The sequence below is a fragment of the Kocuria sp. CH-021 genome, from assembly GCF_049716185.1.
GTDB lineage: Bacteria > Actinomycetota > Actinomycetes > Actinomycetales > Micrococcaceae > Kocuria > Kocuria cellulosilytica.
The window spans coordinates 120,846-146,351 of sequence record NZ_JBNAFK010000011.1; the positions used below are offsets into that span (position 1 = coordinate 120,846).

At 73.8% G+C, this 25,506-nt stretch carries 26 protein-coding genes and 1 pseudogene; 13 read left to right on the forward strand and 14 right to left on the reverse strand.

Annotated features, from left to right (window positions below; genetic code table 11):
• Positions 1–12: 12 nt before the first annotated feature.
• Both ACPYN7_RS10475 and ACPYN7_RS10480 read right to left on the reverse strand, forming a co-directional pair.
• Positions 13–1,716, reverse strand: a complete 1,704-nt coding sequence (locus tag ACPYN7_RS10475) for a sodium:solute symporter family protein (RefSeq protein ID WP_424347603.1) — start codon at positions 1,714–1,716, stop codon at positions 13–15.
• A gap of 304 nt (positions 1,717–2,020) precedes the next feature.
• Complete coding sequence (locus tag ACPYN7_RS10480; protein ID WP_058874812.1) at positions 2,021–2,872, reverse strand: PHP domain-containing protein; 852 nt, start codon at positions 2,870–2,872, stop codon at positions 2,021–2,023.
• A gap of 82 nt (positions 2,873–2,954) precedes the next feature.
• Between ACPYN7_RS10480 and ACPYN7_RS10485 the strand changes: the two genes are divergently transcribed.
• Positions 2,955–4,529, forward strand: coding sequence for an aminopeptidase P family protein (locus tag ACPYN7_RS10485; RefSeq protein ID WP_424347604.1), 1,575 nt, complete (start codon positions 2,955–2,957; stop codon positions 4,527–4,529).
• 18 nt (positions 4,530–4,547) lie between these two features.
• Here the strand turns inward: ACPYN7_RS10485 and ACPYN7_RS10490 are convergent, their stop codons facing one another.
• Positions 4,548–5,537 (reverse strand): general stress protein, encoded by a 990-nt coding sequence (locus tag ACPYN7_RS10490; RefSeq protein WP_424347605.1) that lies wholly within the window; start codon positions 5,535–5,537, stop codon positions 4,548–4,550.
• Positions 5,538–5,648: 111 nt separating this feature from the next.
• On the opposite strand from ACPYN7_RS10490, the gene ACPYN7_RS10495 reads away from it, so the two are divergent.
• From ACPYN7_RS10495 to ACPYN7_RS10505, 3 genes are read left to right on the forward strand one after another with little or no spacing between them, the layout of a single operon-like run.
• Positions 5,649–6,950: a magnesium transporter MgtE N-terminal domain-containing protein gene (locus tag ACPYN7_RS10495; protein ID WP_058874815.1), complete on the forward strand. Its 1,302-nt coding sequence runs from the start codon at positions 5,649–5,651 to the stop codon at positions 6,948–6,950.
• On the forward strand, positions 6,943–7,584 hold the full coding sequence (locus ACPYN7_RS10500) for a DUF1003 domain-containing protein (protein WP_424347606.1): 642 nt from the start codon (positions 6,943–6,945) through the stop codon (positions 7,582–7,584). The genes ACPYN7_RS10495 and ACPYN7_RS10500 overlap by 8 nt, the downstream gene beginning before the upstream one ends.
• Positions 7,577–8,764, forward strand: coding sequence for an Mrp/NBP35 family ATP-binding protein (locus tag ACPYN7_RS10505; RefSeq protein WP_058874817.1), 1,188 nt, complete (start codon positions 7,577–7,579; stop codon positions 8,762–8,764). The genes ACPYN7_RS10500 and ACPYN7_RS10505 overlap by 8 nt, the downstream gene beginning before the upstream one ends.
• Before the next feature lie 91 nt (positions 8,765–8,855).
• On the opposite strand, the gene ACPYN7_RS10510 is transcribed toward ACPYN7_RS10505, so the two are convergent.
• Together ACPYN7_RS10510 and ACPYN7_RS10515 are read right to left on the reverse strand one after the other, a co-directional pair.
• Positions 8,856–9,209 (reverse strand): Sec-independent protein translocase TatB, encoded by a 354-nt coding sequence (locus ACPYN7_RS10510; RefSeq protein WP_368825633.1) that lies wholly within the window; start codon positions 9,207–9,209, stop codon positions 8,856–8,858.
• A gap of 37 nt (positions 9,210–9,246) precedes the next feature.
• The gene (locus ACPYN7_RS10515) at positions 9,247–9,918 is read right to left on the reverse strand and encodes a hypothetical protein (RefSeq protein ID WP_424347607.1); all 672 of its coding nucleotides are present in this window, start codon (positions 9,916–9,918) and stop codon (positions 9,247–9,249) included.
• A gap of 225 nt (positions 9,919–10,143) precedes the next feature.
• On the opposite strand from ACPYN7_RS10515, the pseudogene ACPYN7_RS10520 reads away from it, so the two are divergent.
• Positions 10,144–10,767, forward strand: a pseudogene (locus ACPYN7_RS10520) (O-methyltransferase); the annotation flags it as partial.
• An 11-nt stretch (positions 10,768–10,778) separates the two neighbouring features.
• Here the strand turns inward: ACPYN7_RS10520 and ACPYN7_RS10525 are convergent.
• The 3 genes from ACPYN7_RS10525 to ACPYN7_RS10535 form a co-directional block, all read right to left on the reverse strand.
• Entirely contained in the window at positions 10,779–10,946 is a 168-nt protein-coding gene (locus ACPYN7_RS10525) for a DUF3117 domain-containing protein (protein WP_075872508.1), read from the reverse strand.
• 111 nt (positions 10,947–11,057) lie between these two features.
• Complete coding sequence (locus tag ACPYN7_RS10530; protein WP_424347608.1) at positions 11,058–12,242, reverse strand: hypothetical protein; 1,185 nt, start codon at positions 12,240–12,242, stop codon at positions 11,058–11,060.
• Positions 12,239–12,544 carry a DivIVA domain-containing protein gene (locus tag ACPYN7_RS10535; protein ID WP_082697124.1) on the reverse strand — a complete coding sequence of 102 codons (306 nt, stop codon included), beginning with the start codon at positions 12,542–12,544 and terminating at the stop codon, positions 12,239–12,241. The genes ACPYN7_RS10530 and ACPYN7_RS10535 overlap by 4 nt, the downstream gene beginning before the upstream one ends.
• Positions 12,545–12,762: 218 nt before the next feature.
• Between ACPYN7_RS10535 and ACPYN7_RS10540 the strand changes: the two genes are divergently transcribed.
• The 4 genes from ACPYN7_RS10540 (at position 12,763) to ACPYN7_RS10555 (ending at position 16,085) form a co-directional block, all read left to right on the forward strand.
• Positions 12,763–13,482 (forward strand): amino acid ABC transporter ATP-binding protein, encoded by a 720-nt coding sequence (locus ACPYN7_RS10540; protein ID WP_157571409.1) that lies wholly within the window; start codon positions 12,763–12,765, stop codon positions 13,480–13,482.
• Between the two features lie 55 nt (positions 13,483–13,537).
• Entirely contained in the window at positions 13,538–14,392 is an 855-nt protein-coding gene (locus ACPYN7_RS10545) for a glutamate ABC transporter substrate-binding protein (protein WP_424347609.1), read from the forward strand.
• A 134-nt stretch (positions 14,393–14,526) separates the two neighbouring features.
• Positions 14,527–15,213 carry an amino acid ABC transporter permease gene (locus ACPYN7_RS10550; protein ID WP_058874571.1) on the forward strand — a complete coding sequence of 229 codons (687 nt, stop codon included), beginning with the start codon at positions 14,527–14,529 and terminating at the stop codon, positions 15,211–15,213.
• Complete coding sequence (locus tag ACPYN7_RS10555; protein WP_058874570.1) at positions 15,213–16,085, forward strand: amino acid ABC transporter permease; 873 nt, start codon at positions 15,213–15,215, stop codon at positions 16,083–16,085. The genes ACPYN7_RS10550 and ACPYN7_RS10555 overlap by 1 nt, the downstream gene beginning before the upstream one ends.
• 6 nt (positions 16,086–16,091) lie before the next feature.
• Here the strand turns inward: ACPYN7_RS10555 and dapE are convergent, their stop codons facing one another.
• Complete coding sequence (dapE, locus tag ACPYN7_RS10560) at positions 16,092–17,201, reverse strand: succinyl-diaminopimelate desuccinylase (RefSeq protein ID WP_424347610.1); 1,110 nt, start codon at positions 17,199–17,201, stop codon at positions 16,092–16,094.
• A gap of 51 nt (positions 17,202–17,252) precedes the next feature.
• Here dapE and dapD point away from each other — a divergent pair, with 51 nt between their 5' ends.
• The 3 genes from dapD (at position 17,253) to galE (ending at position 20,311) form a co-directional block, all read left to right on the forward strand.
• The gene (gene dapD / locus ACPYN7_RS10565; protein WP_058874568.1) at positions 17,253–18,218 is read left to right on the forward strand and encodes a 2,3,4,5-tetrahydropyridine-2,6-dicarboxylate N-succinyltransferase; all 966 of its coding nucleotides are present in this window, start codon (positions 17,253–17,255) and stop codon (positions 18,216–18,218) included.
• 111 nt (positions 18,219–18,329) lie between these two features.
• Positions 18,330–19,253: a hypothetical protein gene (locus tag ACPYN7_RS10570; RefSeq protein WP_058872617.1), complete on the forward strand. Its 924-nt coding sequence runs from the start codon at positions 18,330–18,332 to the stop codon at positions 19,251–19,253.
• Between the two features lie 35 nt (positions 19,254–19,288).
• A complete protein-coding gene (gene galE, locus ACPYN7_RS10575) occupies positions 19,289–20,311 on the forward strand; it encodes a UDP-glucose 4-epimerase GalE (RefSeq protein WP_058872616.1) in 1,023 nt (340 codons plus the stop codon).
• A gap of 25 nt (positions 20,312–20,336) precedes the next feature.
• On the opposite strand, the gene ACPYN7_RS10580 is transcribed toward galE, so the two are convergent.
• The 4 genes from ACPYN7_RS10580 to fdxA form a co-directional block, all read right to left on the reverse strand.
• Positions 20,337–20,702, reverse strand: a complete 366-nt coding sequence (locus ACPYN7_RS10580) for an A1S_2505 family phage non-structural protein (protein ID WP_058872615.1) — start codon at positions 20,700–20,702, stop codon at positions 20,337–20,339.
• A gap of 96 nt (positions 20,703–20,798) precedes the next feature.
• Positions 20,799–22,097: a citrate synthase gene (locus ACPYN7_RS10585; RefSeq protein ID WP_058872614.1), complete on the reverse strand. Its 1,299-nt coding sequence runs from the start codon at positions 22,095–22,097 to the stop codon at positions 20,799–20,801.
• A 164-nt stretch (positions 22,098–22,261) separates the two neighbouring features.
• On the reverse strand, positions 22,262–23,407 hold the full coding sequence (gene dapC, locus ACPYN7_RS10590) for a succinyldiaminopimelate transaminase (RefSeq protein WP_082696883.1): 1,146 nt from the start codon (positions 23,405–23,407) through the stop codon (positions 22,262–22,264).
• A complete protein-coding gene (gene fdxA / locus ACPYN7_RS10595; protein WP_058872613.1) occupies positions 23,404–23,736 on the reverse strand; it encodes a ferredoxin in 333 nt (110 codons plus the stop codon). The genes dapC and fdxA overlap by 4 nt, the downstream gene beginning before the upstream one ends.
• Positions 23,737–23,806: 70 nt before the next feature.
• Between fdxA and ACPYN7_RS10600 the strand changes: the two genes are divergently transcribed.
• Complete coding sequence (locus ACPYN7_RS10600) at positions 23,807–24,097, forward strand: hypothetical protein (protein ID WP_231738237.1); 291 nt, start codon at positions 23,807–23,809, stop codon at positions 24,095–24,097.
• Positions 24,098–24,110: 13 nt separating this feature from the next.
• Here the strand turns inward: ACPYN7_RS10600 and ACPYN7_RS10605 are convergent, their stop codons facing one another.
• A complete protein-coding gene (locus tag ACPYN7_RS10605) occupies positions 24,111–25,469 on the reverse strand; it encodes a PIG-L family deacetylase (protein WP_231738236.1) in 1,359 nt (452 codons plus the stop codon).
• Between the last annotated feature and the right edge of the window lie 37 nt (positions 25,470–25,506).

The window sequence follows — 25,506 nt, forward strand, 5'->3', positions numbered from 1 at the left end:
GTCGTCGGGAGGTCAGAGCGCGCCGCGGGCGGTGAGCGCCTGCTCGGCCGGGCTCTCGGTGGACTCGTCGGCGGGGTCGTCGGTGAAGTCGCCGGTGCGCCGCCGGATCGAGGCGAAGTCGAAGTCGTCGCGGTGGCGCACGGACATCGCCCAGCACACCACCGTGCTCACCGCGTAGGCGACGAGGGAGCCCGTGAGGGCCTCGTAGTCGCGCAGGAAGCCCAGCACGAACGGCGCGGAGGCGAGGGAGCCCAGCAGGCCGACGACGAGGGCCGGGCGGGTGCCGAGGAACCCGAAGACCATCAGGCCCAGGACCACGCCCACGCCCACGACGGCCAGGACCTCGACGAGCAGCGGCAGCAGGCCCGTGCCGGGGACGGCCCCGAAGCGCACGGGCAGGAACACGGCCAGCGCGGCGAGCACCGAGACGGTGAACGCCCGGTTCGTGACCTTGCCCCAGTAGAAGCTCGCGATGACGGGGAAGACCAGCGCGCCCCAGAGCGCCCCCACGAACACGAGCAGGTCGAGGATGTTCAGCTGCAGGCTCGCGAACACGACGGCCACGGCCGTGGCGACGAGCATGGTCAGCCGGCCGACGAGCAGCATGGTCCGCGGGTCGGCCTTCCGGCCCCGGCTGCGCACGCCCTGGCCGTAGATGTCCGCCATGGTGATCGAGGACAGGGCGGAGAGGTCGGAGTCGGCGGTCGAGGAGAGCGAGCCGATGACCATGACGAAGAACACCGCCAGCAGGATGCCCGGCAGGTAGCCGGCCGCGATCTGCGGCAGCAGGTTGTTGGTGTCCCCGCCGACGGGCTCGAGCCCGGCGTAGAGGGCGAGCACGCCGATCATGCCGATGCCGATGATGGTCGCGCCGTAGCCGATGGTCGCGGTGACGAAGGTCGGCCGGATGAGGTCCTCGCGCACGGCGAAGAGCCGCTGGGCGATGGTCTGGTTGCCGATGGCGTACGCCAGCACCGCCGCGATGTAGGGCGCGCCCTGGTTGAGGAAGGCGTCGCCGGAGAAGAAGGTGCCCTGCTCGGGGGTCAGGTTCCGGGCGCCCTCGGTGAACAGCGACGGCCCGCCCAGGAGGAAGAAGAGCGCGGGGACGATGATCACGACCGCGCCGAGCATGGCCACGACCTGGGCGAAGTCGGTGAGCACCGAGGCCCGGAACCCGGACCACAGCGTGTACAGGAGCACGCCGACGGCGATGACGACGACGCCCTGCACGAAGCTGAACGGCGAGAGCATCGAGATGAGCGCGCCGCCGGCGATGAAGTTGGACATGAGGCTGATGACGCTGCCCACCACGTTGGAGCCGGCGAGCATGAGCTGGCTGGAGCGCCCGTGCCGGGCGTACATGACCTCGGCCAGGGTGTGGGCGTGCGGGGCGACCTTGCGGATCCGGCGGCCGAACGGGTAGATGAACAGGATCATCAGCGCGCCCCACAGCCCGTAGTGGATGGGCCCGGAGATCCCGTAGGTGTAGCCGGACGTGACCGAGGCGTACATCGAGGACGCCCAGATCCAGGTCGCGGTCATGGACGCCGCGGAGACGCCGAAGCCGACCCCGTGACCGGCCGTCATGTAGCTGTCCGCGTTCTCCTTCCGGTGCCCGATGCGCACGGACATGAGAAAGGTCCCCCCGTAGAAGAGCACGAGGAGACCGAGGGTCAGGAGGAGCCCGAAGGGCGGTTCGATGTCGGCGGGCGGCATGCAGGTCCTTTCGTCGGGGCGGAGGGCACTGCGGGGCGCCGGCCGCCGGCTGATCAGGAGGGTGCCGCGCGGGGGGCGTTGCTGCGTCGACGCACGTCCGGGAGCGGCCTGGGCGAACGTAACACACGGCCGACGGCCGGCCCGGGGCGGCGGCGGGCCCCGGATCGGCCGTTCCGGCCCGTCGTGACGGGGCAGGACGGCCCTCGGGGCACGGGGCCCGACGTGAGCGATCTCACCGCCGTCGGCGGTCCGAGCGGGGCGTGGCGGCGGCCGTCGGGTGGTAGAAGCAGGGGCGGCGGAACGCTCAGGGGTAGCGCACGGACACGCCGGAGACGGCCTGCTCCTCGATCCGCACGAGCGACTGGACGGACGTCAGGTTCTCGCCCAGCCGGTTCGGCTTGCCGGCGCCGTGGTAGTCGCTGGAGCCCGTGACCACCAGGTCGTGCTCGGAGGCCATCCGGACCAGGCGGGCCCGCGCGTCGTCGGGGTTGTCCCGGTGCGCGACCTCGAGTCCGCCGAGGCCGGCGTCGATCATGGCCTCGAAGACCTCCGGGCCGACCACCCGCCCGCGGGCCGCGGCGAGCGGGTGGGCGAACACCGGGACGCCGCCCGCAGCCCGCACGAGGCGGACCGCGTGCACCGGGTCCGGAGCGTAGTGGGGGACGTAGTAGCGGGAGCGGCTGTGCAGCACCGAGGCGAAGGCCGCGGTGCGGTTCTCCACGACGCCCACGGTGACGAGGGCGTCGGCGATGTGCGGGCGGCCCACGGTGGCCCCCTCGTGCACGTGCTCCAGGACCACGTCCCAGTCGATCGGGTAGTCCTCGGACAGCAGCTCGACCATGCGCTCGGCCCGCGTGCGCCGGGAGCAGCGGGAGGACTCGACCTCGGCGAGCAGCCCCGGCTCCTCCGGGTCGTGCAGGTAGCTCAGCAGGTGCACCGAGATCCCGTCACCGGTGGTGCAGGAGATCTCCATGCCCGGGACGAAGGCGACCCCCAGGGCCACGGCGGCGTCCCCGGCCGCCCGCCACCCGGACGTGGAGTCGTGGTCGGTGAGGGCGAACACGTCCAGGCCCGCCGCGTGCGCCGCACGGGCGACGTCCGCCGGGCTCTCCGTGCCGTCGGAGTCGGACGAGTGCGTGTGCAGGTCGATCTTCACCCGCTCCACGATACCGGCCGCGGACCGGACGGCCCGCCGCCTCCCGTGGCACGATGAGACGGACGACACGAGGAAAGGAATCATGACAGAGCACAGCACGACACCCCAGGACGGCGCGCAGCCGCTCTCGGACCGGGTCGAGAACCGGTCCCAGCGCCCCGACTCCGCCGCCTTCCAGCAGTTCATGGCGTCCCAGTGGGCCGAGGCGGAGCCCGCCGAGGTGGAGCGGGCCCCGGTCGCGGACTTCGCCGCGCAGCGGCGGCGGCGGATCTCCGAGCGCTTCCCCGGCGAGCGGCTCGTGCTTCCCGCCGGACCGCTCAAGGTCCGCTCCAACGACACCGACTACCGCTTCCGCCCGCACTCCGCGTTCGCGCACCTCACGGGTCTGGGCGTGGACCACGAGCCCGACGCCGTGCTGGTCCTCGAGCCCGTCGAGGAGGGCGCGGGGGACGACGGCGGCCACCACGAGGCCACCCTGTACTTCCACCCCATGGCCGGCCGGGACTCGAAGGAGTTCTACGCCGACGCCAAGAACGGCGAGTTCTGGGTCGGCCCCCGGCCCACCCTCGAGGAGCTCGGGACCGCCTGCGGGCTGCGCACCCGCGACCTCGGGGGCCTCGAGGACGCGATCACCAAGAACGCCGGGCCCACCGCGCTGGGCGGCCTGCGGATCCGGCTCGTGCGGGAGGTGGACCTGAACGTCGACGCCCTGGTCGACACCTCCCGGATCAACACCGGGGTGGACCTCGAGTCCTCGGACGCCCTCGACGGCGAGCTCGCCGAGGCGCTCTCGGAGCTGCGCCTCGTCAAGGACGAGCACGAGATCGGCCAGCTGCGCGAGGCCGTGGACGCGACCATCGCCGGCTTCACCGACATCGTGCACGTGCTGCCCGCGGCCGCGGGCCACCGCCACCGCGGCGAGCGCATGGTCGAGGGCGCCTTCTTCGCCCGAGCCCGCACGGACGGCAACGACCTCGGCTACGACACCATCGCGGCGTGCGGCAACAACGCCACGGTCCTGCACTGGATCCGCAACACCGGCCGCGTCATCCCGGGGGAGCTGATCCTCGTGGACGCGGGGGTGGAGGCCGACTCCCTCTACACCGCGGACATCACCCGCACCCTGCCCGTGAACGGTCGCTACAGCGACGTCCAGCGGCGGATCTACCAGGCGGTCCTCGACGCCGCCGACGCCGCGTTCGACGCCGCGGTGCCCGGCAACCGGTTCCGGGACGTGCACGCCGCGGCCATGGAGGTCCTGGCCCGGCGGCTGGAGAGCTGGGGGCTGCTGCCCGTGCCCGCCGAGGTCTCGCTCTCCGCGGAGGGCCAGCACCACCGGCGGTGGATGCCGCACGGCACGAGCCACCACCTGGGCCTCGACGTGCACGACTGCGCGCAGGCCAAGCGGGAGCTCTACGTGGACGGGGTCATCGAGCCGGGCATGGTGTTCACCATCGAGCCGGGCCTCTACTTCAAGGCGGAGGACCTCGCGGTGCCGGAGGAGTACCGCGGGATCGGCGTGCGGATCGAGGACGACGTCCTGATCACCGAGGACGGCAACGTCAACCTCTCCTCCGGGCTGCCCCGCACCCCGGACGAGGTCGAGGCGTGGATGACCGGGCTGTGGCACGCCCGGGAGGGCGTGGACCCGAGCTGAGCCTCCCGCCGGCGCCCGTCAGCGCGGGGCGCCGGCGGACGTGCTCCCGCCGGCGGGCGGCTCGCCCCCGCCGGCGTCCTGCCCGCGGGACTCCTGCCCGCCGGCGTCCTGTCCGCGGGTCTCCTGCCCGCCGGACCGCGGCCCGGCGGGAGCCTGCCCGGGAGCACCGCGCCCGGCGTCCTGCGCACCGGGCTCCGGCCCGGCGGAACCCGGTGCGGCAGGACCCCGCCCGGCGTCCTGTCCTCCGGGCTCCTGCCCGGCGGGGAGCCGGATGCCGTACTGGGGGCGGCCGTCGGGCAGGTCGTAGAACGTCGCGGAGGGTCCGGGCGCGGCGGCCTGCTCGCCCCCGCCGGCCGGGCCGGGATCCTCGGGGCCGGGAGCCCGTTCCGCGGGGGCGCCGTACGGGGGCCGCTGCCACGGGGCCCCGGCACCGGCCGAGGGCGGTCCCGGGTGCTGGGCCGGGGGCGGGCCCAGCTGCGGACCGGGTCGCGGCCCGGTCGCCGGCCGGGGCGGGCCCTGCAGCCCCCGGAGCCCCCGCAGCACCTGCTGGGCGCGCTGGGCCACCTCGGGGGCGGCCACGACGTCGTAGGAGGTGGCGACGATCTGGTTGGTCGAGGTGAAGTCCCGCTTCCCGCGCTGCATCGCGTAGGTGATGGTGGCCAGCAGCATCCAGAAGGCCCCGCCCATCAGCACCGACACCAGCAGCGTGGACAGCCACTGCTCCCCGCCCAGCAGCGAGAGGATCATCCCCAGGAAGGCTCCGAAGACCATGCCGTTGAGCGCGCCCTGGCCCGCGACCTTCGGGTAGCTGAGCCGGCCGGTGACCTGCTCCACGGACTTCAGGTCGTTGCCGACGATCGCGATCCGGTCCACCTCGAACTGCTCGTCCGCGAGGTGGTCCACCGCCTTCTGGGCGTCGGCGTACGTGCCGTAGCGCCCGATCACCTCCCCGCGGGGCAGACCGCGGGCGGCGGGGCTGGCGGAGGGCAGGGACCGTGGCGAGCTCATGCCCCCATTCTTCCCCATCCGCCCGCCGGTCCGCGCCCCGCCCCGTCGCGGGCCCCGCCCCGCACCCGGGCCCGCGCCCGGCCCCGTGGACCCGGTGGGTAGTCTTGTACGGTGAGCAGCCACATCGACAAGATCTTCATCGCGCGCCTGATCGGCCTCGACGTGTTCGACCCCCTGGGCGACCGTCTGGGCCGGCTGCGCGACGTCGTCGTGCTCATGCGCGGCAGCTCCCGGTACGGCCGCTCCTCCCGCCGCCCCCTCGTGGTCGGCCTCGTGGTGGAGGTCCTCGGCAAGAAGCGGGTGTTCGTGCCCATGACCCGCGTGACCAGCATCGACGCGGAGAAGATCATCAGCACGGGGCTCGTGAACCTGCGCCGCTTCGAGCAGCGCGGAGCGGAGACCCTGGCCGTCGGCGAGGTCTTCGACCGCACCGTGGTGCTGCGCGACGGCTCCGGCTCGGCCACGGTCGAGGACATGGCCATGGAGCGACGGCGCAACACCGGGGACTGGCTGATCACCCAGCTCTTCGTCCGCCGCACCGGCACGGGCGGGGGCCTGATGCGCCGGCGCAACGAGACCCTGATCATCGACTGGGAGGACGCGGGGGACCCCTCCGCCGCGGGCCACCAGCCGGCCACCCAGTGGGTCGCCTCCCACGAGGAGCAGCAGCCCGCCGACCTCGCCGACGAGCTGCACGACATGTCGGCCAAGCGCATGCTCGAGATCGCCCACGAGCTCCAGGACGACCGGCTCGCGGACGTCCTCGAGGAGCTCCCGGAGGAGGACCAGGTCTACATCCTCACCAACATGGAGCCCGACCGCGCGGCCACGGTGCTCGAGGAGATGGAGCCCGACGACGCCGCCGACCTGCTCAACGAACTGCCCGACACCCAGGCCGAGGCGCTGCTCGCGCTCATGCAGCCCGAGGACGCCGAGGACGTCCGGCGCCTGCTGGAGTACGAGGAGGGCACGGCCGGCTCCCTCATGACCCCCGTGCCGATCATCCTGCCGCCGGAGGCCACGGTCGCCGAGGCGCTCGCGCACATCCGCCAGGAGGAGCTCAGCCCCGCCGTCGCGGCGGCCGTGATCGTCTCCCGCCCGCCGCTGGAGACGCCCACCGGCAAGTACCTGGGCATGGTGCACACGCAGAAGCTCCTGCGCTATCCCCCGCCGGAGGCCGTGGGCAACCTCATCGACCGCTCGCTCGAGCCGGTCTCCGACCTCGCCTCCCTGCAGGACGTCGCCCGCGAGCTCGCGACCTACGACCTCACCATCATCCCGGTCGTCAACGACCACGACCGGGTGGTCGGGGCGATCACGATCGACGACGTCCTCGACGCCCTGCTGCCCGACGACTGGCGCACCGCCGACGACGGCACCCCGATCCGGAAGGTGGGCAAGCGGTATGAGTGAGCGCGAGCCCCGGCGCCCCCGCGTCAGCCCCCGTGCCGGCGCCCGCGGCAACGCCCTCGACCAGCCGCGCGAGCACCGGCCCGGGCTGCTGGACCGGTACCGGCCGAACCCCGACGCCTTCGGGCGGATGACCGAGGGCTTCGCCCGCTTCATGGGCACCCCGCAGTTCCTGTTCTGGATGTCGGTCTTCGTGGTCGTCTGGCTCGCCTGGAACACCATGGCTCCCGAGTCGGCCCAGTTCGACCCCCGAGCCCTGAACTTCACGCTGCTCACGCTCATGCTCTCCCTGCAGGCCTCCTACGCGGCGCCCCTGCTGCTGCTGGCGCAGAACCGCCAGGACGACCGGGACCGGGTGACCCAGGAGGAGGACCGCCGCCGGGCGCAGCAGAACCTCGCCGACACCGAGTACCTGACCCGGGAGATCGCCTCCCTGCGGATCGCGCTGCGGGACGTCGCCACCCGCGACTTCGTGCGCTCGGAGCTGCGCTCGGTGCTCGAGGAGATCCTCGAGTCCCAGGACGACGCCCCGGACGCCGAGGAGACGGGGACCCCGCCGCGGCGGCCCGCCCGCCGCCGCGGCGGGGGCCCCGACCGACCCACCGCCCCAGAGACCCGAGGAATCCCCCGTGCCTGAGCCCCGCCCCGACGACGTCCTCGCCCCCGAGGCCCTCGACCCCGCGCTGCGCGCGGCGCTGGACCGGGTGCTCGACCCCGAGCTGCGCCGGCCCGTGACCGAGCTGGGGATGATCCGCTCCGCCGCGCTCGACGACGCCGGCCGCGCCGCCGTGCACGTGCTGCTGACGATCAGCGGCTGCCCCCTCCGCTCAACCATCGAGCAGGACGTCCGGGACGCCGTGGGGACCGTGGACGGGGTGCGCTCCGTGGACGTGCAGATCGGGGTGATGACGCCCGAGCAGCGCACGGCCCTCAAGGAGAGGGTGGGCCACACCCGGACCGTACCCTTCAACGACCCCTCCTCCCTGACCCGGGTGCACGCCGTGACCAGCGGCAAGGGCGGGGTCGGCAAGTCGACGGTCACCGTCAACCTCGCCGCGGCGCTCGCCGCGCGGGGCCGGTCGGTGGGCATCGTGGACGCGGACGTGCACGGCTTCTCCGTCCCCGGGCTGCTGGGCATCGACCGGGCGCCCACGCAGGTCGGGGACATGATCCTGCCCCCGGTCGTGGAGGTCCCCGGCGCGGCGCGGGAGGACTCCGGGCGCGCCGGGGTGCTCAAGGTCATCTCGATCGGGATGTTCGTGGACCCGGACCAGCCCGTGGCCTGGCGCGGGCCGATGCTCCACCGCGCCGTCGAGCAGTTCCTCACGGACGTGCACTTCGGGGACCTCGACCACCTCTTCCTCGACCTCCCGCCGGGCACGGGGGACATCGCGATCTCCGTGGCGCAGCTGCTGCCCTCGGCGGAGGTGCTCGTGGTCTCCACGCCCCAGCAGGCGGCCGTCGAGGTCGCCGAGCGCTCCGGGGCCCTCGCGGTGCAGACCGGTCAGAAGGTGGCGGGGGTCGTCGAGAACATGGCGGGGATGCCGATGCCGGACGGCAGCGTGCTCGAACTCTTCGGAGCGGGGGGCGGCACCCGGATCTCGGAGTCCCTGACCCGCCGGCTGGGGTACGACGTGCCGCTGCTGGGCGCCGTGCCCCTCGACGTCGCCCTGCGCGAGGGCGGGGACGCGGGCCGTCCGGTCGTGTGGTCGGCACCGGGATCGCCCGCCGCGGTCGCGCTCCGCTCGGTCGCCGACGCGCTGGGCACCCGCCCGCGCGGGCTCGCCGGGCGCCCGCTGGGCCTCGGTCCGCGCTGACGCGCGGGCACCCGCCCGCGCGGACTCGCCGGGCCTCGGTCCGCGCTGACGCGCCGGCCGCGGTCCGTGCGGGCGGACCGGGGCGTCCGGCTCAGGTGGCCTCGGTGTCGAAGGGCGCCCGTTCACCCGGGGCCAGCCGGGTCAGCACCGGTCCGGGGCGGGGCCGCGGCGCGGCGGGCTCCGCCGGCTCGTCGTCCTCCAGCAGGGCCTGGCGCACGATGGTGCGGGGGTCGTACTGGCGGGGGTCGAGCTTGCGCCAGTCGACGTCGGCGATCTCCGGCCCCAGGGTCTCCCTGAGCTCCTCGGTGGCACCGGTCGCGTACCGCTTCGCGGCCTTGACGAGCTCCTTGAGCTTCTCCGCGTACTCCGGCAGCCGCTCCGGCCCGATGATGAACAGGGCCAGGAGCACCAGGATGATCGCTTCGCCGCCGTTGATGCCGAGCACAGGAAGAGATTTTACCAGTCGGCGGGCCGGTGGCCGTTCAGCCGAAGATCTCGCGCAGGCCCGCGGCGACCGTCTCGAGGACGCCGGGCCTGCCCTCCGCGGGCTCCACGACACGCCCGCGCTCGTCGGCCACGACGAGGCCGACGGTGCGGGCCATCGCGGAGGGGCCGGAGTCCCCGGTGACCGTGTAGACGACCGCTTCCCCCACGACCACCGCCCGCCACGGCGGTCCGGCGTCCACCCACAGCGGCACGCCCTCCACGGCCACGGGCTCGAGGCCCTCCGCGCTCACGGGCAGCCCGGTCAGCCCGTCCATGGGGTTCTCCCGGTCGACCCGTCCGCGCTGCTCGACCACCACGACCTCGTCCTCCCCGCGGTGCAGCCTGATCACCACGAGCGGGTGCCCGGCCAGCGCGCCCCGGGTCATCGAGACCACCCGGTACCCGTCCGAGGCCAGCGTGGGCAGCGTCCACCCCTCCGCGCGCAGGCCGTCCGCGGAGACCTCGTCCGCGTTGAGCACCCCGTGGGTGCCGTGCCACGCCGAGACCGGGACCTGCTCCTCGCCGCCGTGCGGAGCCTCGGCCAGTGCGGTGCGCCCGACGGCGTAGCCGGAGCCCAGGACGAGGGTGAGGACCGCGCTCAGGGTGGCCGCGAGCACGGGGACCGCGCTGCTGCGGCGGGCCGGCGCGGTGCGCTCCGGGCGGGGCATCGGTCCTCCTCGTGCGGCGGTGCGGGCGGCGGCCGGGACGGCGCGGCCCGGGCGGCTCCGTGGCCCGGCCCGGCGCCGCGGCCGGTGCGGTGGACGGGTCGGCGGACGGGTCCGCGGACCACTCCATGATCGGCGGGGAAGCTGGATGCCGACTGGACGGTGGCCGGGCGGAGGGCCTCAGCCGGTAGGATGGCGCGCATCCACTACAGCGACGAAGGGCGGACCATGGGCGCGGACAAGACGACGAGCTGGTCGTACGCCGAGGCGTTCGCCGCCGAGGACGAGCTCGCCTACCGCGCCCGGGAGCGCTCCCTCGCTCTGCGCATCCCCCCGGTCACCCCGGGAACGGCCGCGGCCCTGACCGTGCTCGCGGCGGCGGCCCGGCCCGCCACCGTGGTCGAGGTCGGCACGGGGGCCGGGGTGTCCGGCCTCGCACTGCTGCGCGGGCTGCCCGGGACGTCCGTGCTGACCACCATCGACACCGACATCCGGGCGCTGCGCGCGGCCCGCGACACGTTCCGGGAGGCCGGGGTCCCGACGAGCCGGACCCGCACCATCCCCGGCCGCGCGTCACTCGTGATGCCCCGGCTGAGCGCGGGTGCCTACGACCTGGTCTTCCTCGACGGCGACGCCGAGGGGACCCTGGACTACGCGGAGGAGGCGGTCCGGCTGCTCCGCCCCGGCGGGATGCTCGTGGTCAACGACGCCCTGTCCCAGGACAAGGTGGCCCAGCCGGCCAACCGGGAGGAGAACACCCGGACGATGCGGGCCGTGCACCGGCTGTTCCGGGAGGACGAGCGCTTCAGCACGGCCCTGCTGACGACCGGTTCGGGGCTGCTGCTGGCCGTCCCCGCCGTGGGTCACTCCGTGACGCCGGCCAGGCACTCCTTGAGCTCCGCGGCCTCGCCGGGCTTCAGCTCGACCACCAGCCGGCCGCCGCCCTCGAGCGGCACCCGCATGATGAGGCTGCGCCCCTCCTTGGTGACCTCCATCGGTCCGTCACCGGTTCTCGGCTTCATGGCCGCCATGTGGGAACTCCTCTTCCTCGATTGGTGTGGCTCCCATCCTATCCGAGCCGCCGCCGTGGCCCCGGACCGCCCCGGCGCCCGGGAGCGCGCGTCGGCGCGGCCGGCCCGGGCTCAGGGCGGGTAGTCCCCGCCGCCGGGCAGCTGCTTCCAGTGCCACAGCCAGCCGACCCAGACGAGCTGGAGCACGGCACCGGAGAGCACGCAGGCCACCCGGTAGGCGCGCGAGTCCGAGACCGCCGCCAGCGGCAGGGCGAGCGGGAACAGCGGCAGCAGCAGCCGGAAGGTGCTGGTCTGGGGATGCAGGAACAGGAGCAGGTAGACGGCGTAGGCGGCCAGCCACACCCGCGTGAGCAGGTCCAGCCGCTCCCGCACCACGCGGGCGCGCAGCAGCGCGGTCCCGCCCGCGACCAGCAGCAGGGGCGCGGCGAGCCCCAGCACGGGGCCGAACAGCCCGGCGGCGGCGTCGAACCACGGCACGACGGGCTCCAGTCCCCCGCCCCGCCACGCCGTCTCCGTGTCGGTGTACGCGGTCGGCTCGCCCGTGACGGCCCACGCGATCGCCGGCCAGGCGAGGGCCGCGCCGCACGCGAGGAGCGCGAGCGCGAAGAGGCCGTCGACGGCGTCCACGGCGCGGCGCAGCTCCCCCGCCCGGCGCCGGCGCACGGAGCGCACGAGCCACGTGATCCCGAGGGCCGCGGCGAAGGGGACCCCGGCCGGGCGGGTCAGGCACATGACGAGCACCACGGGGGCGGCCGCGAGGTGGCGGCCCCGCCCCACCAGCAGCAGCGCGCCCGCGAGCAGGAGCAGGTGCAGCGACTCGGCGTACGGGACCTGCAGCACCGGGGCCACCGGGTTGAACGCGACGAACGCGAGACCCCACAGGGCCGTGGCCGGCGGGGCGAACCGGAGGAACAGCCGGTGGACGAGCAGGGCGGCGCCGAGGCCCGCCGCCAGGGACACGGCCGAGGCGGTCGCGTCCCAGCCCGTGCCGGTGACCGCGGAGACGGTGCGGACGAGCAGCGGGTAGACCGGGTAGAAGGCCCAGGCGTTCTCCTGGACCCGGCCGCCGTCGTCCCGGGGCAGGGAGTCGGGATAGCCCTCCCGGGCGATGCGCTCGTACCAGTCCGAGTCCCAGGTGCCGGTGAACGCGAGGTAGCCCAGGGCCCCGTCCCCCCACGGGCCGGGGCCCTGCTGCCGGCCCACCGTGCTGAACACGGCCCAGGCCCAGAGCCGGGAGGCCGCCCAGACCAGCAGGGCCTGCGCCCACCAGGGGGCCGCGGCGAGGCGGGAGCTCACGCCTCCGGCACCGGGCGGGACGGCGGGTCCTCCGCAGGCAGCCGGTCCGCGAGGTGGGCGAGCACGGCGTGGACCTCCGCGGGGTCGTAGCCGCGGCGCCGGACGGTGAACGCGATCCGCCCGACGTCCTCCGCCGTCGGGCGCTCGGGCAGCACGAGCGGCGCGGCGGGGGCGCGGCCGGCGTCGATCCCGTCCCGGGCCGGCGCCACCCGGTCGGCGAGCCGGTCCCGGCCGAGGACCACGACGCCCACCACGGTGAGCAGCAGCACGAGCCCGGTCAGCCCCATGAGGAGTTCGGTCATGCCCCCAGGCTAAGCGCCGGCCGGCGGACCGGTGCGGAGGGCCGTGCGGCAGCGGGCGGCGCAACATTTCTACGGATGAGTACTCAATTTGCACGTTTGCAACGTGTCCGACATCACACGGACCCGATCTGGGATATCTTTCCGGTATGTCACACGCCACTCCACCGGCCGCCGCACCGGCCTCCTCCTCCGCGGGGACGGCCGAGGTCCTGGTCCGCATGTCCCGCGTGAACAAGCACTTCGGGGAGCTGCACGTGCTCCGGGACATCGACCTGGAGGTGAAGCGCGGCGAGGTGGTGGTCGTGATCGGCCCCTCGGGCTCCGGGAAGTCGACCCTGTGCCGGGCCATCAACCGGCTCGAGAGCATCGACGACGGCGAGATCCTCATCGACGGCAAGCAGCTGCCCGAGGAGGGCAAGGCCCTCGCGAAGCTGCGCGCCGACGTCGGCATGGTGTTCCAGTCCTTCAACCTGTTCGCGCACAAGTCGGTCCTGCAGAACGTGACCCTGGGCCCCGTCAAGGTCCGCGGCAAGTCGGCCGCCGAGGCGAAGAAGCAGGCCATGGAGCTGCTGACCCGCGTGGGCGTCGCCAACCAGGCCGAGAAGCTGCCGGCCCAGCTCTCCGGCGGCCAGCAGCAGCGCGTCGCCATCGCCCGTGCCCTGGCCATGGAGCCGAAGGTCATGCTCTTCGACGAGCCCACCTCCGCCCTCGACCCCGAGATGATCAACGAGGTCCTCGACACCATGGTCGCCCTCGCCAAGCAGGGCATGACGATGATCGTGGTGACCCACGAGATGGGCTTCGCCCGGAAGGCCGCCGACCGCGTGGTGTTCATGGCCGACGGCATGATCGTCGAGGAGAACACCCCGGAGGAGTTCTTCACGAACCCGCGCTCCGAGCGCGCCCAGGACTTCCTCGGCAAGATCCTGGGCCACTGACCGTCCACCCGTCCCTCCGACCCGACGCCACCACTCCCACAGCAAGGAGCACACCATGCGCAGCAGCAAGCCCCTCGGACTGGCCGCGATGGCCGCGACCGCGGCCCTGACCCTCACCGCGTGCGGAGGTGGCGACGAGGGCGGGTCCGGCTCGGGCGGCGAGGGCGGCGGCTCGGGCGAGTCCGTGCGGATCGGCATCAAGTACGACCAGCCGGGGCTCGGCTTCCGCGACGGCAGCGAGTACACGGGCTTCGACGTCGACGTCGCGAAGTACGTCGCCGGCGAGCTCGGCTACGCCGAGGACCAGATCGAGTGGGTCGAGTCCCCGTCCGCCAACCGCGAGAACATGCTCGCGAACGACCAGGTGGACATGATCTTCGCGACGTACTCGATCACCGACGAGCGCGACCAGACCGTGGACTTCGCCGGCCCCTACTTCGTGGCCGGCCAGGACCTGCTGGTCCGGGCCGACGACGACAGCATCCAGGGACCCGCCGACCTCGACGGCAAGAACCTGTGCTCGGTGACGGGCTCGACCTCCGCGGTCAACGTCCAGGAGGAGGTCCCCGGCGTGAACCTCGTGGAGCAGGGCGGCTACGCCGAGTGCGTGACCTTCCTCGAGTCCGGCCAGGTGGACGCGGTGACCACCGACGACATCATCCTCGCGGGCCTCGCCTCGACGGACGCCAACCAGGGCAAGTTCAAGGTGGTGGGCAACACCTTCTCGGAGGAGCGCTACGGCGTGGGCCTGCCCCAGGGCTCCGACCAGTGCGAGGCCGTCAACGAGGCCATCACCAAGATGATCGAGGAAGGGGCCTGGGAGGAGGCGGTCAACGCCAACACCGAGGGCGCCGACTACTCGTACAACGAGGAGCTCAACCCGCCGGAGCCCGAGCCCTGCGGCGAGTGACGAGGCCCGTGTGACCCCGCGGCCGGCCGGCGCCCGGCCGGCCGCGGGTCCCGGCCCGGCAGCAGAGCGCACGACCGATCCACGACGAAGGGCAGCCGCGTGACCCAGCACCAGCCCCAGCCCCGGGAGCTCCCGTGTCCGACTACCTGACCGACTTCGTCAGCCTCTTCGAGCAGTACGACGTCCTCGCGGCCTTCTGGGTCAACCTCCGGCTGACCTTCTTCGCCGCGCTGGGCTCGGCGGCCCTGGGCGCGCTCATCGCCCTGATGCGCATCTCCCCCATCGCCTCGCTGCGGCTGCTGGGCACGGGCTACGTGAACCTGTTCCGCAACACCCCGCTGACGATCATCCTCGTGTTCCTGGTCCTGGGCGTGTGGAGCCAGCTGGGGATCAGCCTCTCGTCGGACTTCGACCAGAACTTCTTCAACTGGGCGGTCCTGGGCCTGAGCCTGTACCACGCGGCGTTCGTCTGCGAGGCCATCCGCTCCGGGGTCAACACCGTGCCGGCCGGCCAGGCGGAGGCCGCCCGGGCCATCGGGCTGAGCTTCCTGCCGGCGGCGCGGCTGATCATCTTCCCGCAGGCGCTGCGCGGGGCGATCACCCCGCTCGGCAACACCCTGATCGCCCTGACCAAGAACACCACGGTGGCCGCCGCGGCGTCCGTGACCGAGATCTCCTCCCTCATGAAGACGATGATCGAGTTCCGCCCGGACGTGATCATCGCGATCTTCCTGGTGGTGGCCCTCGGCTTCGTGCTCATCGTCGTCCCGGTGGGCCTGCTCACCACCTGGGCCTCCCGGAAACTGGCGGTGAAGCGCTGATGGCCAAGACCCAGAACGTCCTCTTCGACGTCCAAGGACCCCGCGGCCGGCGGGTCAGCGCGGCGCTCAACGTGGTGGGCGTGCTTCTCGCGGCCGCCCTGGCCTGGGTGGTGCTCGGCGAGCTCGCGGAGCAGGGCCAGCTCGACGCCGCGAAGTGGACGCCCCTGCTCTCGGCGCGCACGTGGGAGAACTTCCTGCTCCCGGGCCTGTGGGACACCCTGCGGGCCGCGCTGCTGGCGGTGGTGCTCTCGATCGCCTTCGGCCTGGTCTTCGGCCTCGGCCGGCTCTCGCACCTGGCCCCCGTGCGCCTCGTCTGCACCGTGGTGGTCGAGTTCTTCCGGGCCGTGCCCGTGCTGGTGATGATGATCTTCTTCTACCTGGGGATCGGCCGGGCCGGTCTGGTGGAGCCGTCCAACGTGCCGTTCTGGGCCGTGGTCCTCGGGCTGATGTTCTACAACGGCGCCGTGATCGCCGAGCTCATCCGCTCCGGCGTCCACCAGCTGCCCAAGGGCCAGCGGGAGGCCGGCCTCGTCATCGGGCTCACGCCGTCCCGGTCCCTGCGGATCATCGAGCTCCCGCAGGCCCTGACGGCGATGCTGCCCTCGATGGTCAGCCAGTTCGTGGTGATCCTCAAGGACACCGCCCTCGGCTACATCATCACCTACCCGGAGCTGCTCGCGAGCGGCCGGCGGCTGGGCGCCGGCGACGGCAACATCCTGCAGACCCTGTTCGTGGTGGCGCTGGTCTTCGTGCTCATCAACTACCTGCTGACCGTGCTGGCCGCGTGGCTCTCCCGGTTCCTCAGCTTCCGCACGGGCGGCGCGACCAAGGCGGCCGAGGGGCCCCTGGCGGCCGAGGAGGCCACGGTCTGAGCCCGCTCAGGCCGTGAGCCAGGCCTCGAGGGCCCGGTAGCACTCCCGGACGGCATCGGCGCTCACGTGCTCGTCGTCGGTGTGGGCCAGCAGGGCGTCGCCCGGGCCGAAGTTCACGGCGGGCACGCCCATCTGCGAGAAGCGCGCCACGTCGGTCCAGCCGTACTTGGGCTTGGGCTCCTGGCCCACGGCGGCCACGAACGCGGCCGCCGCGGGACGGTCCAGGCCCGGCCGCGCCGCCGGGGAGAGGTCCGTGAGCTCGAGCTCGTAGCCGGCGAAGACCTCCTGCACGTGCGCCACGGCGTCCTCGGGGCTCTTGTCCGGGGCGAAGCGGTAGTTGATCTCCACGTGCGCGGTGTCCGGGACCACGTTGCCGGCCACGCCCCCGCCGATCCGGATCGCGTTGAGCCCCTCCCGGTACTCGAGCCCCTCCACCGCCACGGTCCGCGGCTCGTAGGCCGCCAGGCGGGCGAGGACGTCGGCCTGCTTGTGGATCGCGTTCTCCCCGATCCAGGACCGGCCCGAGTGGGCGGCACGGCCCGTGGTGGTGATGCGGAAGCGCATCGTGCCGTTGCACCCGCCCTCCACGGTGCCGTCGGTGGGCTCGAGGAGCACCGCGAAGTCCGCCTCGAGCAGCCCGGGGGCGTGGCGCTGGAGCCGGCCCAGCCCGCTGGCGGCGGCCTCGACCTCCTCGTGGTCGTAGAACACGTAGCTGACGTCCCGGTTCGGGGCCGTCAGGGCCGCGGCCAGGCAGAGCTGGACGGCGACCCCGCCCTTCATGTCGGTCGCGCCCCGGCCGTGGAGCACCCGCGTGCGGCCGGTCCCCGTCCACGTGGACGGGACGGTCCCCCGGGCACCGGGCACGGTCGGCAGGGGCACGGTGTCGAGGTGGCCGGCGAGCACCACCCGCTCGGCGCGGCCCAGGTCGGTGCGCGCCACCACGGCGTCCCCGTCCCGGTGCACCGTGAGGTGCGGCAGGCGCCGCAGCGCGGCCTCCACCGCGTCGGCGAGGGGACCCTCCGAGCCCGAGACGGAGGCGATGTCGATGAGGTCGGCCGTGAGGTCGGCGGGGTCCGCGGCGAGGTCGAGCTCCGGTGCGATCATGGCTGCCAGCATAACGGGGCGGCCGTCGCCGCCGGTCGGCCCGGGACCGGCGTCCCCCGTAGGATGGAGGCCATGACTGCATCCACCTCTCGTCCCGCCTCCGGCCTCGGCCTGGCCACCGTCGTGGCCTCGGGCCCCAAGGAGGGCACCGTCCTCGACGTCTGGTACCCCGCCCCGTCCCTCTCCGACGCGGTCGACACCTCCCTCGACGCGGACCTGCGGCTCGCGGCCACCGCCGACCCCGACCGCAACGTCCGCAGCGAGATCGTCGAGACCGTGATCGACCTCGACACCGCCCCCGCCGACGCCGCGGACGCGTACCTGCGCCTGCACCTGCTCTCCCACCGCCTCGCGCGCCCCAACACCCTGAACCTCGACGGCGTGTTCGGCCTGCTCGCCAACGTCGCCTGGACGGACCGCGGCCCCGTGCTCGCCGAGGAGCTGACCCACGCGCTGCTCCGGATGAAGGCCTCGGGCGGGCACGTGACCGTGCACAGCGTGGACAAGTTCCCGCGGATGGTCGACTACGTGGTGCCCACGGGCGTGCGGATCGGCGACGCCAACCGGATCCGGCTCGGCGCCCACCTCGCCGAGGGCACCACGGTGATGCACGAGGGCTTCGTCAACTTCAACGCCGGGACCCTCGGCCAGTCCATGGTCGAGGGCCGGATCAGCGCCGGGGTGGTCGTGGGCGACGCCACGGACCTCGGCGGCGGCGCCTCCATCATGGGCACGCTCTCCGGCGGCGGCAAGGAGCGGATCACCGTGGGCGAGCGCGTGCTGCTCGGCGCCAACTCCGGTGTGGGCATCTCCCTCGGCGACGACTGCGTGGTCGAGGCCGGTCTCTACGTCACCGCCGGCACCCGCGTGAGCGTGCACGCCGACGGCGAGCGGTCCACGGCCAAGGCCTCCGAGCTCTCCGGCGTGCCCAACCTGCTGTTCCGCCGCAACTCCCTCACCGGCGCGGTCGAGGTGCTGCCGCGGGCCGGCGGGACCGTGGAGCTCAACGCGGCGCTGCACGCCAACTGAGCGCCGCGGGTCCCGACCCGCCGCCGGACCCCGACGCCGCCCCCCCTCCTCCTCCGCCGTCCCGCCCCCGCCCGTCTCCCCGTCCGCCTCCCCCTCCGCCCAGGAGCGCCCGTGTCCTCCCCCGCCCCCGGCCGCCGCAGCGGCTCGCTCCGGCTGCCGCTGTTCGTCCTCCTGATCGTCGGCGCCCTGCTCGCCGCGGGGATCCTCGTGGCCGTCGAGCTGCGCGCCGGCCGGCCCTCCGCCGGGGAGCCGCGGTGCGTGGTCTCGAGCACGGACGGATACGGGCAGCGGCAGCGGCACACCCTCTCCGCGGAGCAGTCGGCCAACGCCGCGCTGGTCAGCGCGGAGGCCGTGGCGCGCGGCACCGACCCGTACGCGGCGGTCGTGGCCCTGGCCACCGCGATGCAGGAATCGCAGCTGGTCAACATCGACTACGGGGACCGGGACTCCGTGGGGCTCTTCCAGCAGCGCCCCTCCCAGGGCTGGGGAACGGTCGAGCAGATCATGGACCCGGCCTACGCCACGGCCGCCTTCTACGACGGCCTCGCCGAGCTCGACTACACGACGATGTCCGTCACCGACGCCGCCCAGGCGGTCCAGCGCTCCGCGCACCCGGAGGCGTACGCCCGGCACGAGGGCCTGGCCCGGGCCTTCGCCGACAGCCTGACCGGGGCCACCGAGGGCTCCCTCAACTGCGTGCTCGGCGACCCCGAGGAGCCTGGGGACCCGCGCCGGGCGGCCGCCGCGCTCGGCGACGCGTTCGGGGCGGCGGCCCCGGCACCCCGGACGGACGGGGACCGGGTGGTCGTGCCCGCGCCCGGGAAGCCGGCCGGCTGGGCGGTGGCGCACTGGGCGGTCGCGCAGGCGGACGCGCTGGGCGTCGCGGAGGTGTCCTTCGACGGGCGCAGCTGGGTGCGGGCGGACCAGCGCACCACCCGCTTCGCGCCCGCCCCGGGCTGGGTGGCCGCCGAGGAGGCGCACCCCGAGGGCGCTCCCCCCGCCGGTGACGTCGTGCTGGTCCTCGCGAGCCGCTGACGGGCCCTCCGCCGCCCGGCCGATACGCTTGGAGCATGAAGATTCTCGTGACCGGGGGAACCGGCTACATCGGCTCGCACACCGTCCTCGCCCTGCTGGAGGCGGGGCACGACGTCGTCGTGATGGACAACCTCGCGAACTCCTCGCGGACCTCGCTGGAGCGCGTCGAGGACCTCGCCGGACGGTCCGTGGAGGCGTTCGCCGAGGTGGACCTCCTGGACCCCGCGGGACTCGGCGCGCTGTTCGCGGAGCACCGCCCGGAGGCCGTGATCCACTTCGCGGGGCTCAAGGCCGTCGGCGAGTCGGCGGAGAAGCCCCTCTGGTACTACCGCACCAACGTGGCCGGCACCCTCAACCTGCTGGACGCCATGGAGGCCCACGGCTGCCGGTCCATCGTGTTCTCCTCGTCGGCCACGGTCTACGGCGCCCCCGAGGAGATGCCGCTGACCGAGAAGCAGCCCATGGACGCGCAGAACCCGTACGGGCGGACCAAGGAGCACATCGAGGACATGCTCGTGGACCTCGCCGCGGCGGACCCGTCCTGGAGCGTGGCCCTGCTGCGCTACTTCAACCCGGTCGGCGCCCACGAGTCCGGCCGGATCGGCGAGGACCCCACGGGCGTGCCGAACAACCTGCTGCCGTTCATCGCGCAGGTGGCCGTGGGCCGGCGCGAGAAGCTCCGGGTCTTCGGCGCGGACTACCCGACCGCGGACGGGACGGGCGTGCGCGACTACATCCACGTGGTGGACCTCGCCGACGGGCACCTCAGGGCCCTCGACCACCTCGCCCGGCACGGCGGGGTGCACACGTGGAACCTGGGCACGGGCCGGGGCTACTCGGTGCTCGAGGTGCACGCCGCCTTCGAGCGGGCCTCCGGGCGCAGCGTCCCCTACGAGGTCGTGGCCCGGCGCCCCGGCGACGCCGCGGTGTCCTACGCCGATCCGTCCACGGCCCTGGCCGAGCTGGGCTGGTCCGCCGACCGGGACCTCGACACGATGTGCCGGGACCACTGGAACTGGCAGCGGAGCAATCCCGAGGGCTACGCCGCGGGCGCCTGAGCCCCGGGGTCCTGGGTGCCGGGGTTCACCAGCCCCGGGGCCGGACCACGTTGGCCGGGGCGCCGGCGAACAGGGCGGCCACGCGCCGCTCGTCGTGGCCGGCAATGCCCGTGCCCACCCGAGTGAGCCAGAACGTCAGCTCCGGGTGCTCCCGGGCGAAGGCCACGAACGCCGCGGCCTCCCGCTCGAGCTCGGCGAACCCGCTCATGCTGTCGATCGCGTACGAGCGGCCCTGCAGGCCGTGCCCCTGCCCCATGACGGCGCCGAAGCGCTCGACGGCCGTGCGCGCCGCCCCCGCGCCGTGGGCGCCGCGGGCGTTGGAGCCGAAGACGAAGACGTCGTCCGGGCCGAGCTCGGTGATCCGGTCGGGGGTGTGCCGCTGCTCGTCCATGGCCCCCACGCTACCGGTGCGGGCCCCGGAACGACGGACGCCGGGCCCGTGCCCCGAAAGGGGACGGGCCCGGCGTCCGTGCCGGGAGCGGTCGGCTCAGCGCTGCGGGTAGTGCCGCTCGCCCTCGCCCACGTAGAGCTGGCGCGGGCGGCCGATCTTGGTCTCCGGGTCCTCGATCATCTCCCGCCACTGGGCGATCCAGCCGGGGAGCCGGCCGATCGCGAACAGCACGGTGAACATCTTCTCCGGGAAGCCCATCGCCTTGTAGATGAGGCCCGTGTAGAAGTCGACGTTGGGGTAGAGCTTGCGCTCCACGAAGTAGTCGTCGGCGAGGGCCTTCTCCTCGAGCCGCATGGCGATCTCGAGCTGCTGGTCGTTGCCGCCGAGCTTCTCGAGGATGTCGTGGGCGTAGTCCTTCACGATCCGGGCCCGCGGGTCGTAGTTCTTGTAGACCCGGTGGCCGAAGCCCATGAGCCGAGCGCCGGACTCCTTGTTCTTGACCTGCTCCATGAAGTCCTCGGGCTTGACGCCCTCCTTCTGGATCCGGTTCAGCATCGCGAGCACGGCCTCGTTGGCCCCGCCGTGCAGCGGGCCGTAGAGCGCGTTGATGCCGGCGGAGACCGAGGCGAACATGTTGGCGTGGGAGGAGCCCACGAGCCGGACGGTCGAGGTGGAGCAGTTCTGCTCGTGGTCGGCGTGCAGCATGAGCAGCACGTCGAGGGCCTTCGCCATCGTCGGGTCGATCTCGTAGTCCTCGGCCGGCACGCCGAAGCACATGCGGAGGAAGTTCTCCGTGTAGTTGAGGTCGTTCTGCGGGTAGAGCATGGGCTCGCCCTTGGACTTCTTGAAGGCGTAGGCGGCCAGCGTGGGCACCTTCGCGAGCAGCCGGATGGTGGAGATCTCCACCTGCTCCTGGTCGAAGGGGTCCAGGGAGTCCGCGTAGAACGTGGACAGCGCCGAGACCGCCGAGGACAGCACGGGCATGGGGTGGGCGTTGCGCGGGAAGCCGTTGAAGAAGCTCTTGAGGTCCTCGTGGACCATGGTGTGGCGGCGGATCCGGGTGTCGAACTCGGCGAGCTCCGCCGGCGAGGGGAGCTCGCCGTAGACCAGGAGGTAGGCGGTCTCGATGAAGCTCGAGTGCTGGGCCAGCTCCTCGATCGGATAGCCCCGGTACCGGAGGATGCCGTTGTTGCCGTCGATGTAGGTGATGGCGGAGCGGGCGTTGGCGGTGTTCATGAACCCGGGGTCGAAGGCGACGTTGCCCGTCTCCTTGAGCATGTTCGTGATCGCGTACCCGCGGTTGCCCTCGGTGGCCTCCTGGATGGGCAGCTCGAGCGGGCTGCCGTTCCCGTAGTCGAGCCGGGCCGTCCCGGTCTTCTGTGCAGACTCAGTCATGTTCGTCCTCCGCGAGTGGATGTCGGTGTCCGGTGCCCGTGGTCGCCGTGCCGGGCGCCGCCGGTGGCGCAGCACGGCCGTGTCGTCGGACACAGCGATCGTCAGGGTCCAACCTACCTGCTCCGTCCGCACCGGGACCAATCCCGGAGCCGCCGGGAACCGTGTCAGGCGGCGCCGAGCCGCGCCACGGCGGCGTCGATGCGCTCGTCGTCGGCGGTGAGGGCGAGGCGCACGTAGCCCTCGCCGGCCGTCCCGTAGAAGACCCCGGGACCCACCACGACGCCCCGCTCGGCGAAGCGCTGCACCGTGGTCCAGGTGTCCTCCCCGGCCGTGCACCACAGGTAGAGCCCCGCCTCCGAGTGCTCGACGCGCAGCCCGAAGGCCTCGGCCGCGGGCACGAGCCGCTCCCGGCGGGACCGGTAGAGCGCCTTCTGGGCGGTGACGTGGGCGTCGTCCCCCAGGGCGACGCGCATGGCCTCCTGGATCGGGGCGGGCACGATCATCCCGGCGTGCTTGCGGGAGTTGACCAGGCTCGCCATGAGCCGGGCGTCGCCGGCGAGGAACGCGGCCCGGTAGCCGGCCGCGTTCGACTGCTTCGACAGCGAGTACGCGGACAGCAGCAGGGAGTGGTCCCCGCCGCTGACCCGGGGATCGAGCACCGAGGGCACCGGGGTGCCCCCCTGCTGCACGTCCCAGGTCCCCCAGCCGAGCTCGGCGTAGCACTCGTCGGAGGCGACCACGGCCCCGAGGGCACGCGCCTGGTCGACCGCGCGGCGCAGCGACTCCGCGTCCCGGACGATGCCGGTGGGGTTGGCGGGCGAGTTCAGCCACACCATGCGCACGCGGGAGCGCACGTCGTCGTCGAGCTCGTCGAGGTCGTCCGCCGCCACGGCCTCGGCGCCCGCCAGCTCCGCGCCGATGTCGTAGGTGGGATAGGCCACCGTGGGGCGCACGAGGACGTCACCGGCGCGCAGGCCCAGCAGCAGCGGGAGCCAGGCGACCAGCTCCTTGGAGCCGACCGTGGGCATGACCGCGGCGGGGTCCAGGCCGGGCACGCCGCGCCGTCGGGCGTACCACGCGACGACGGCCTCGCGCAGGGCGGGGGTGCCGTGGGTGGTCGGATAGCCGTGGGCGTCGGCGGCCGCGGCCAGCGCGTCCTGGACGACCAGCGGCGTGGGGTCCACGGGCGTGCCGATGGACAGGTCCACGACCCCGTCCGGGTGCTCCGCGGCGACGGCCCGGTACGGCGCCATCGTGTCCCACGGGTAGTCGGGCAGGGCGAGGCCGAAGGACCGGTCCGCCTGCGTCACAGGGCGACGTCCTGGTTCTGCGGGGGCAGGGCCGCGATCATGGGGTGGTCGGTGTGCGTGTTGCCGAGCTTCGCGGCGCCGCCGGGCGAGCCGAGATCGTCGAAGAACTCGACGTTCGCCTTGTAGTAGTCGGCCCACTCGTCGGGGGTGTCGTCCTCGTAGTAGATGGCCTCGACGGGGCACACGGGCTCGCACGCGCCGCAGTCCACGCACTCGTCGGGGTGGATGTAGAGCGAGCGCTCCCCCTCGTAGATGCAGTCGACGGGGCACTCCTCGACGCAGGCCTTGTCCTTCACGTCGACACAGGGCTGGGCGATGACGTAGGTCACGGCGGTTCGAACCTTTCTCCTGGGTTGCTCCGACCAGTCTAGCCACGGCGTCCTGGCTAGGATGACAGCCATGGAGCATCCGACATCCGGCTCAACATCACCGGCCGGGACGTCGTCCTCGGCGCTGGCCCTGCTCGCCGGCCTGGCTCCCGGTGCGCGGGTGAGCGTGCGCTACGCGCTGCCGGCCGACGACGCCTCCGGGCTGCCGCTCACCGACGCCCTGGGCGAGCTGCTGGCGGCGGACGAGGAGTCCGTCACGGTGCGGACCCGCCGCGGGGACGTGCTGATCGGCGCCGGCGCGGTGCGCGCCGCCCGGGTGGTCCCGCCGGCCCCGCCGCGGCGCCGGCCGCGGCGGGACTGAGCAGCACCGGGGCTCAGACGGCGCGGGCCGGCCGCCGGGTGCGCAGCCAGCGGGCCGTGACCAGCACGGAGAGCAGGGTCACCGCGAACACCAGGACGAACCACGCGAGGCCGAGCAGGCCCACGGGCGTGCCGGGGTCCGTCACCACGATCACAGAGCCGTCCCCGCCGTAGGCGAAGAGCCAGGAGACGAGGTAGCCGATCAGCCCCGGCACGGCGGCGGCCCACACGCGGCGGGTGGCGGTGCCGACCCACAGGGACACGCTGAGCAGCAGGGCGGTCGCGAAGAGCAGGCCCCAGGGCAGCCACCACCCGGCGCCCGAGGACCAGACGGCGCTGTGCAGCACGGTGGCCACGGACGCGGCCACCGCTCCCGCCGCCACGGACGTCACGAGGGCCGAGAGCACGGAGGCCGGGGCGTGCCCGGGCGCCTCCTCGTCCTCCGGGACGACCGCGTCCGGGTCCCCGGCGAGCAGCCGGTAGGTCTCCAGGGCGCTGAAGGGCTGCCACACCCCGTTGGAGAGGGCGAAGCGCGCACCGTCCTCCGCCAGCACCAGCTGGGTGGCGTGGGCGGCCATGGCCGACCGCTTGCGCTCGGCGGAGCCGTGCACCGCGGCCTGCGGCCGGGGGTCGCCGGGGCGGGCCTCGCCCTCGACCGCCCACACGAGGGGGGTGCCCCAGGGCTCGGCGGCCGCCCCGTCGGCGTCCGTCCCCGGGCGGGCGGCGAGCTCGGCGCCGCGCCGGGCGACGGCGGAGGTCCGGACGTGGTCGGGGTGGCCGTAGCCGCCGTCGTCGTCGTAGGTCACGAGCACGTGCGGGCGCACGGCCCGGACCGCGGCCGCGACGTGCGCGGCGGCCTCGTCGGCGGCGGCCGCGGTGAGGCTGTGCGGCGAGGAGTCCTCGGCGGGGGCGGCCCGCCCGTCGGCGCCCCAGGACATGCCCGAGTCGTGGTAGTGGCCGGTGCCGCCGGCGAAGCCCACGGCCGGGTCGAGGGCGGGGGGCTCCCCCGCGAAGAAGCGGTCGGCCACGCCCAGGCGGGCCGCGGCGTCGTGGAGCTCGCCGACGCGGTAGCGGCCCAGGGCCGTGCCGTCGTCGGAGCATCCGGCGCGGCCCACCTCGAGCGCGTGCAGCGGCTCGGGGATGACCTCGCCGCGCTCGCCGCGGGTCATGGTGAGCAGCACGACCTGCGCGCCCAGCTGCGCGTACCGGCCCATGGTGGCCCCGGTGGCGATGGACTCGTCGTCGGGGTGGGCGTGCACGAACAGCAGCCGGGCGTCCTCCGGGCGCAGGCCCGGGGGCAGCAGCCCCGGCAGGGCGTCCTCGCGCACGAGGGCGCCCTGCTCGGGGTAGTACGGGACGGGCTGCTGGGTCACGGCCGGGCCTGCTGCACGGTGCTGCTGCGGGCCGGGA